Source organism: Methanosarcina sp. 2.H.T.1A.6 (genome assembly GCF_000979455.1).
Taxonomy (GTDB): Archaea; Halobacteriota; Methanosarcinia; order Methanosarcinales; family Methanosarcinaceae; genus Methanosarcina.
This window is the reverse complement of the sequence record NZ_JJOY01000003.1, coordinates 92,992-100,853: the sequence shown is the minus strand read 5'-3', so window position 1 is coordinate 100,853 and position 7,862 is coordinate 92,992. Positions and strand designations below refer to the sequence as shown.

Here is a 7,862-nt window from a genome sequence, read left to right as displayed (position 1 = left end):
CAGAAGATAAGCCTGTCCACGTTCCTTACTGTACTGAAGTGTGCGAGCCTTCGGGAACTCTGGATCGTTGCCAAATTCACCCTATATTACTTCAAATCTATTCTAAACAATCTGTCTCAAAACAGTATTGAATGGTCTCTTCAAGTTTTGGTCTTATATGGAAACTGTAACAATCATTTTTACATCGTGAATATCCTGTTCATTCATTTGAATATCTTTTTTGTATCTCTTAACATTTTTTTAGTCATTTGAATATCTTTTTTATATATCTTAATATTTTTTTAGTCATTTGAATATCTTTTTTATATAACTGAATGGTCTTTTTAGATGGTATTTAAATTCAAAATAGCACTTTGCCTTTGATTCAATTTTCATATGTTCTTTTGGAAATTCATGAAAAAAGTTACTTCTTTTCTTCCTCTTTGCCGGAACCACTGTTGTTATGATTATTAACATGGAGTTGCCAGTAGCGGTCGTAGAGGGTGACTATCAGGGTCAGGAGCAGGATGAAAAAGAGCGTGTTATCGAGGTTGATTGAACCGTCGTATCTGGGGAGGAAGAAGTTAAAGAGGAGGATGATGCCCAGGTTTACCAGAGACATCACGATAAACTCCTGCATTATAGACTTCCAGTGTCTACCGCGCCGGGACAGCCAGTGACTCAGGGAGGTGTTTATCACGACAAAAACAGCTACACCGATAGCTATCTGGATGCTGTTTGCCCGTACGCCCGGAAGTATCTGGGCAAAGATGATGGTCAGGAGGGAGATCAGCACGATTTTTTCGATCACCTGGTTGTTAATGAGGCGTTCCCGCTGCTCCTTCACCGTTTTTGGTATGGGGGGGAAAACCGGGGCGGCTGCGACAGGGAGGGCTTCGAATTCCAGGCCTTTCCGGGCAGGAGGGAGGTCTCGGAGCAGCCACCAGGCCATGCCGAGCAGGAACACTGCATAGGCAATCAGGATGAGGGCGTTTGAGGGGTTGGCTTTGATCCAGTCTGTGGTGTCCAGCTGGGCGACGTGGATCCAGTATTCCTGGGGTATCTTGACGAAAACCCAGATCAGGGCTGCTGCAGCGATCAATTTTCTTTTTGTCAAAACCTTCGGGTCCCATTTCAAGCGGACGGCTTCGTAGAAGATGAAGAAGTACTCAAAGGTGTTGGGAAAAATAAGCAGCAGAGGGCGCAGGTGTACGAGTTCGAAGATCGCCACGCCTACCAGTCGGTAGTAGAAAAGGAAACGGTCCAGCTTGAAGGCGTAGAGGTTCGACCAGTTGCGCAGCGTCGAAAGGTAGGTGATACTCAGGTAATAAATATCAAGGGCCTTGTCATAGCCCTGGTAGCCTTCCAGTGGTAGGCCCGTGAAGAGCTGGAAAATTGTCTGGTCGACCATATCGAGAATCAGGGAAGCCAGCACGCCGGAGAGGGGGTAGCGAGGAATAGAAAGCGGTATTAAGAAGCGGGCCATAACCACCGCCCAGAAGATCAATAAATCCGAAGTTTCTACCATGAAGCCTGATCCCCCTGATCAATTTCAGCAATGCTACATTAGATCTGCTAAACTAGACTATTAATGTAGATTGCTAAAGTAGACTGCTAATTCAGACCCGTTATACCCCGGAAACGAGTCTGATTCACACTCATTTTCTTCAAGCTCTTCTCCCAGTTTCCTTCCGTTTAATCGCTGCCAGAAAGGCTTATGGAAATTGTAAGATTTTGTAGTATGGTTTCGTGTATTCCTGTATAATATAAATAGCCACATTTCTATAAAAGTATTTCATATTAAAATACTTGCTTTGATGCCTTTATGGCTGTCCTAAAGGAGCCTTTCTCTCGAATGGGACGTTTATATCCATTTTTCCTGACGAAGCATCTGTCTAAAGGTCTCTCTTAAAAATCAATAGTATTTGAGCGCAGTAATAAATGATTCTGGAAAGTATTCAGATTCTAAAAATTAAGGGTAAGAACAGGGATTTTTCTGCATCCGAATTGCGACTCGCCCGAATTGCGCCTCGGGATCTCAGGAAATCGGAGATTTTCTGGGAGTTGCACTGCAAGTGCAACAGTACGCGGTCCTTTTCGCTGCGCTCAAGAGGACTACTTTATAGATATAGTAGTAAACTTCGCTCGCTCAAGCAGACTAATTTATAGTTTATTGCAGTGAGTTTCTCTCAAGAGGACTGAATTACAAATATCTCTGATCCGTACAACCTTATTCTCTATACGGGGTCGTTCCTGCCACGCTCTACGCAGGAGAGCGGTATTTCAAACAAAGAAGAGTAAAGAAAAGAAAAGAAAAGCCAGCGAGTAAAAAATATCGAATAAGCTGGAAGAAATCAACAAAAAATTAACTTATAATAGCGTCAGAAAAGTCCTAATGTTAACGCAAAGAAAAGGTATAGAGGAAACCTGTAAATATACCAACGAAAGCTGAATTTTATCTGAAATTATTCTTTTTTGAGTCTATTTTCTATTCGGGCTTTTTTGTTTTTTCTGCTTTTTTTGCAGGACAGCCAGGTAATCTGGAGGAGGAGCTTATGTATCCAGTGAATTGAAAAGCGGTTTTTGGGGTTAAGGGATGTATTTTCTCAGTTCGGGGGACATTTCTTCAGCAATATTCAGGAGCACCAGAAGAAGGCGCTGGTGCATCTCCCGGAAGCGGATGTCGAAAAAACCAGGGTTCGCAGGGAGGCCGAAAACTCTTTCTGTATCAGGAATTATGTGAAAAATGACATGCTCCTGTTAAAGCACTCTGTTTTGAGAAAGCGCTCGGTTTTAAGAAGGCAAAGGATCTCTAAAATTCCTGAATTCATTAAGTTGATTTGGTCACGAATCTTAATTAATCAATTTTCAGGGGAGCACAATTTTTTAATCTTCTTTCATGTTTTTATGTCTGTTATTTCTATCGAATGATATATGACTTATAAATGATATCTGACTGATTTATGGTCGATTTATGGCCAATTTATAAATTACTGATAATAGACTTACAGCTGATTTATGGTTAATTTATGAATTACTGATAATTGTCTTGCGGCGGAGTTTAGTGCTGCTGACATTGCTGCCGATCCGCACAAAAGACCTGAGTTGATTCACTATGCACCCAAAAACCCGGCAAATCCTTGAAATGTTTGAGGAAATCAATAAAATCCCGCGCTGTTCGAAACATGAAGAAAAGCTTGCCCTCTGGCTAAAGGAATGGGCAGTAGCCGGAGGCTTTGAGGTAAAAACCGATGCTGTAAATAACGTCCTCGTCAAAGTTCCTGCTACTCCCGGGTATGAGAATTCTCCTGTAATTATACTGCAGGGACACATGGACATGGTCTGCGAAAAGAGCAAGGACTCAAAGCATGACTTTTCCAGGGACCCGGTCAGGTGCGTGTATGAAGGGGACTGGCTGAGGGGAGATGGGACCTCAATCGGGGCGGACAACGGGATTGCACTTGCCATGGGGCTGGTGCTGGCCGAGGCAGGGAAGAAGGGGGAAATCGGGCACCCACCTCTGGAACTGCTCTTTACGGTGGACGAGGAGACCGGATTGGCAGGAGTCATGGGGCTTGAAAAAGGATTTTTCGAAGGCAGAATTCTGCTGAACCTGGACTCGGAGGATGAAGGGGCATTTATCGTCGGGTGTGCCGGAGGAAAGAATTCCCGGATCACGCTGCCGCTTGAGTGGGAAACCTTTGAGTATGGAAAGGGGTGTCAGTTTGGGCTCTGCAAGCTCGTGGTAGAGGGGCTGGAAGGTGGGCATTCCGGAGTTGAGATCCACAGGCAGCGGGCTAATGGAATCCAGCTGCTTGCCAGGGCGTTTGCCGGGCTTCGGGAACAGGTGGGAAAGGAATGCATCAGGCTTGTCTTCCTGAGCGGGGGGGGTACCCATAATACTATTCCGAATTTTATGGATGCTTTTGTGGCTCTGGACAGGGAGAAATTTGAGCAGGCGGAGCGGCTTGTTTCAGAATTTGGGAAAACTTTCAGGTCCGAATATGCGAAAACCGACCCTGACCTTGTTTTGAGCTTCAGGAAAGTTGAAAATGGGGTAGTATTTGAAAATTCCGAAGGGAAGGTTGCCAGAAAGGAAGCTCCTGCAAACCGGGTCTTTTCTTCCGGGACCGAAGAGAAGCTTCTCGGGTTGCTCCTTGCCCTGCCCCACGGGGTCTACAGGATGTCGGACAGGATCCCGGGACTTGTGGAGACCTCAAACAACCTTGCAACCGTGAGGACCGGGAAAACAGAGATACAAATCATCTCAAGCCAGCGCAGTTCCGTCATGTCCAGGCTGGCTGAAATTTCCGGGAAAGTGGAAGCCGTGGCAAAGCTTGCCGGAGCTGGAGTTGAGCACGAAACCGGGTACCCTGCCTGGGAGCCTGACCTTGAATCAGGGCTGATCTCCAGATGCAGACAGGTTTACACCCGGACCTTCCAAAAAGAGCCTGAGATTGAGGTCGTGCATGCCGGACTTGAATGCGGGGTAATCGGCTCGAAATGCATGGATATGGAGATGATTTCCTTTGGACCTACTATCAAAGACCCCCATTCTCCGGCTGAGAGGGTTTTTATCCCCTCTATTGAAAAGGTCTGGATTTTCCTTGAAAATTTATTGAAGAGTTACCACTGATTTAAAGCAGCCTTTAAAGAGTAATGAGTAAATGGATCTTTTTAAACGGATCTTTTTAGACAGATCTTTTTAAACGGATCTTTTTAGACAGATCTTTTTAAATGGATCTTTTCATTTTGACTGAAAATTATTTTTCCTTTTTTCCGGTTTTTTCTTCTTTAAAGGGATATTTGGGGATTCCGGCTTCATTTCTCTTTTTATACAATACCCGGTTTGCTTCACTAACTTGAGAGTTAATTTCGCTGCTTGCAGGCAGGTTTTCTTTCCCGTTGTCTATCGTCTTCGAGCGCACCTTTATGAAGTAAGAGAGGGCTGCAATGGGCAGGGCGTATCCTATTCCATAGAGGGCAAGGTTGTCCTCATGCTGTTCAAGGACGACGCTCAGGAAGTTAACTGCCAGTACGACTGCCGTGAGCCCCACCAGGTTTAACTCCAGTTCCTCAATGTCATTTATCTCCAGCCAGGCCGGTAAAGGGAGCGGCTGGATAAACAACTGGTAGAGGCCGAATGAAGTGATGAAGAGTACTGTACCGACCAGGAAAAGATGGACTATTTCCACAAGTTCGATAATGATGGTACTTTTTGTATCCATCTCCCCTATTCCGGCAATCATTTCATAGAGGAAATCTAGAAGGTCGATGCCTCCCTTGATAAACAAAATTCCAGCTGTAATTGCCAGCCCTATCACCGGAATCAGCACGAAGTAACGCATTCCGGCAATAAATCTCACGACTTTCATGAGCAGATTCCTCCTGTTTACCTGGCGGTATGTTGTCTGGCTAAACGGTTTTGCCTTACCTGACTGTCTCAGAATCCTAAATTCTGGCGTTTTCTTATCCTTCCGTTTTTGATCCGGCGTTACTGCCGACCGCGCGATATGCGATGCCAGCCAGAATAGCTCCGATGATCGGAACCACCCAGAACAGCCAAAGCTGCTGAATTGCCCAGCCGCCGACGAATAGTGCCTGTGATGTGCTGCGGGCAGGGTTCACTGAAGTGTTTGTCACCGGAATGCTGATCAGGTGGATCAGGGTCAGCCCAAGCCCTATGGCAATCGGCGCAAAACCCGGCGGGGCACGGTCGTCTGTCGAGCCGAGAATAATGAAAAGAAACATGAAAGTCATCACGAACTCGCAGACCAGTGCTGCGGACAGCGAGTAGCCTCCCGGCGAGTGTTCCCCGTAACCGTTGGCCGCAAAACCGCTTTCAACCAGATCGAAGCCGGGATGGCCACTGGCGATTACCGACAGTACGAACGCGGCGATGATAGCTCCAGCCAGCTGTGCGATGATGTACGGGACAATGTCCTTTGCAGGAAAACGGCCGCCTGTGAACAGGCCAACCGTGACAGCCGGGTTGAGGTGGCAGCCCGAGATATGTCCAATCGCAAAAGCCATTGTCAGGACGGTAAGCCCGAAAGCCAGGGCGACGCCGGCAAAGCCGATGCCCAGCTCCGGGAAGCCAGCCGCCAGAACTGCGCTTCCGCAGCCTCCGAGGACCAGCCAGAAAGTACCTATAATCTCTGCTGAGAATCGATGTACCAAGTTCATGAGAACCCCCCTTTATTTAATTCTGAGTGCTGATAACTATCCGCTGTTTATTGTCTGCTGATATCTATTTGGTTGTGTATTTTTTCCGGCCAACTGTCTTCAGTGATAAACGCTTTGTTCCCCCCGGTCGTCTCGAGCTCCCCTGTCTTCTCGAACACGCCGGATGTTTGCGGTTCTAAACCTATATGCGGTCACCGGCGGAACCAGTAGTATAGAATGATATCACAAATTTATTGTTCTGTCATTATCCGTTTCAGTTCAGATTCATTATCTGTTTCCCACTTTCTCACGGATTTTGATTTTTTTGACTTATCTTATCCCCGGCGAATAGGCGGCAGGACATATGTGCCGTCCAGGGCTGCTTCGCGAGGCTGGTACATGCGCATAGCTACACGGAATGGTCCCGCAGGAGCAGGAAGCCAGTTTGACTCTTTCTCGGGCCCTGGTGAATCCTTCTGGAAGTAAATGTCCAGGGAACCATCCGGGTTATAGGTCAGGCCGGGTGTGCGGTCGCCAATAGAATAGCGGTTGATGGGATTGGCCACCAGATAGAACTCGGGAGGCTGGTACATCGTCAGGGACTAGAATGCATCGGTGGGAGGTAGCTCGTCCAAATGCAGCATATACTGGTGTTCACCCACAAGCTGGTCGCCATTCCCATCCAGATCTGCCATCGGATAGACGGCTTCGTAGGCATGATTTCCCCACAGTCCCACTCTGGCAGCGACAGCTCGCATCAAGAAGGCTTGCGTACGATTCTGAAGCTTCCATCCTGGAGAATCAATGGCACCAATCCTGAAGCAGTCGAGGTTGTAATCGAAAATATGCAGGGGGATCACCCACCCGTTTACCGGTTTTATCACCTGCGCATCTGGACTGATAACGGCCTCTAAAAACTCCGTAAACTCGGCAGCACCTGCCTTTAGGGTTTTAGCAAGTTCGGGATCAGGATCCACATAGGGGCTCTCGTCAGCCAGCAGTCCCAGCGGCTCGAATTTCTGGATATAGTCTCTTTCAGCCGCTGGTGGGGGGAATAGCTTCATCCAGGCACGCATCTGCTCCCAGAATTTCAGTTCATCGCCGACACGCTCATCGAAGGGCGCCAGTTCCCAGTCGTCAAATTCTCGTCGGCTGGGATCGGGAACCTCGGGATACAGGCTGAGTGGGGACACCCAGATTTCTTTCTGGATGGCGAGTACATTGGGGATGTCTGCTTCCCCCTCGACAGCCACTCGACCGACGACGACAAAGATATTGGTCGGAGATTGTACCAGGGTCATGCCTTTCGGTACCTCACCGGTCCAATCTGGACCGGCCAGCAGGAACAAACCTTCGTCAGTGCCGGTAGCCCGCCTTCCCAAATAGGCAAAGTTGTTTGTCCAGGCGTCCACGAACTGCATCACGTAGTAACGTCCGCTTGTATCCGGCAGGTGCAGCACCAACGGCTCTCTGGTTACATCCCCTATCAACACGGAGTAGAGGGTGTCATTGTTAGGCGCCACAAATTCGACTTCCGGCCCCAACAAGGCCTTGACGTGCCCAAAGGTATTGACCGGAGCACCAGTCGGGAATTTGCCAGCTGCATGGTCGATCATCATTTTGAGATTGTATACCATGGGATAGCCGTACAGATGAGCTTCTGCTGCTAAAGCCAGTTTAACCAATGCTTCGTTACTCATTTTTTGCCTCCTTTTGTT

At 47.6% G+C, this 7,862-nt stretch carries 6 protein-coding genes; 1 reads left to right on the top strand and 5 read right to left on the bottom strand.

Annotated features, from left to right (window positions below):
• Nucleotides 1-403: 403 nt before the first annotated feature.
• Entirely contained in the window at nt 404-1,507 is a 1,104-nt protein-coding gene (locus tag EO98_RS00725) for a hypothetical protein (RefSeq protein WP_048142780.1), read from the bottom strand.
• 1,587 nt (nt 1,508-3,094) lie between these two features.
• Between EO98_RS00725 and pepD the strand changes: the two genes are divergently transcribed.
• Nucleotides 3,095-4,615, top strand: a complete 1,521-nt coding sequence (gene pepD / locus EO98_RS00715) for a beta-Ala-His dipeptidase (protein WP_048142776.1) — start codon at nt 3,095-3,097, stop codon at nt 4,613-4,615.
• A 127-nt stretch (nt 4,616-4,742) separates the two neighbouring features.
• Here the strand turns inward: pepD and EO98_RS00710 are convergent, their stop codons facing one another.
• The 4 genes from EO98_RS00710 to EO98_RS00700 form a co-directional block, all read right to left on the bottom strand.
• Nucleotides 4,743-5,354 carry a YqhA family protein gene (locus tag EO98_RS00710; RefSeq protein ID WP_048142774.1) on the bottom strand — a complete coding sequence of 204 codons (612 nt, stop codon included), beginning with the start codon at nt 5,352-5,354 and terminating at the stop codon, nt 4,743-4,745.
• Nucleotides 5,355-5,448: 94 nt separating this feature from the next.
• Nucleotides 5,449-6,165 carry an aquaporin Z gene (gene aqpZ / locus EO98_RS00705; protein WP_048142772.1) on the bottom strand — a complete coding sequence of 239 codons (717 nt, stop codon included), beginning with the start codon at nt 6,163-6,165 and terminating at the stop codon, nt 5,449-5,451.
• A 314-nt stretch (nt 6,166-6,479) separates the two neighbouring features.
• Nucleotides 6,480-6,737, bottom strand: a complete 258-nt coding sequence (locus tag EO98_RS17335; RefSeq protein ID WP_052734576.1) for a DUF1214 domain-containing protein — start codon at nt 6,735-6,737, stop codon at nt 6,480-6,482.
• A 9-nt stretch (nt 6,738-6,746) separates the two neighbouring features.
• Entirely contained in the window at nt 6,747-7,844 is a 1,098-nt protein-coding gene (locus tag EO98_RS00700) for a DUF1254 domain-containing protein (protein ID WP_052734575.1), read from the bottom strand.
• Between the last annotated feature and the right edge of the window lie 18 nt (nt 7,845-7,862).

Bases quoted from the DNA above. Each gene is read 5' to 3' on its own strand.
- EO98_RS00725 (WP_048142780.1), bottom strand. From the start codon at position 1,507: ATGGTAGAAACTTCGGATTTATTGATCTTCTGGGCGGTGGTTATGGCC.
- pepD (WP_048142776.1), top strand. From the start codon at position 3,095: ATGCACCCAAAAACCCGGCAAATCCTTGAAATGTTTGAGGAAATCAAT.
- EO98_RS00710 (WP_048142774.1), bottom strand. From the start codon at position 5,354: ATGAAAGTCGTGAGATTTATTGCCGGAATGCGTTACTTCGTGCTGATT.
- aqpZ (WP_048142772.1), bottom strand. From the start codon at position 6,165: ATGAACTTGGTACATCGATTCTCAGCAGAGATTATAGGTACTTTCTGG.
- EO98_RS17335 (WP_052734576.1), bottom strand. From the start codon at position 6,737: ATGTACCAGCCTCCCGAGTTCTATCTGGTGGCCAATCCCATCAACCGC.
- EO98_RS00700 (WP_052734575.1), bottom strand. From the start codon at position 7,844: ATGAGTAACGAAGCATTGGTTAAACTGGCTTTAGCAGCAGAAGCTCAT.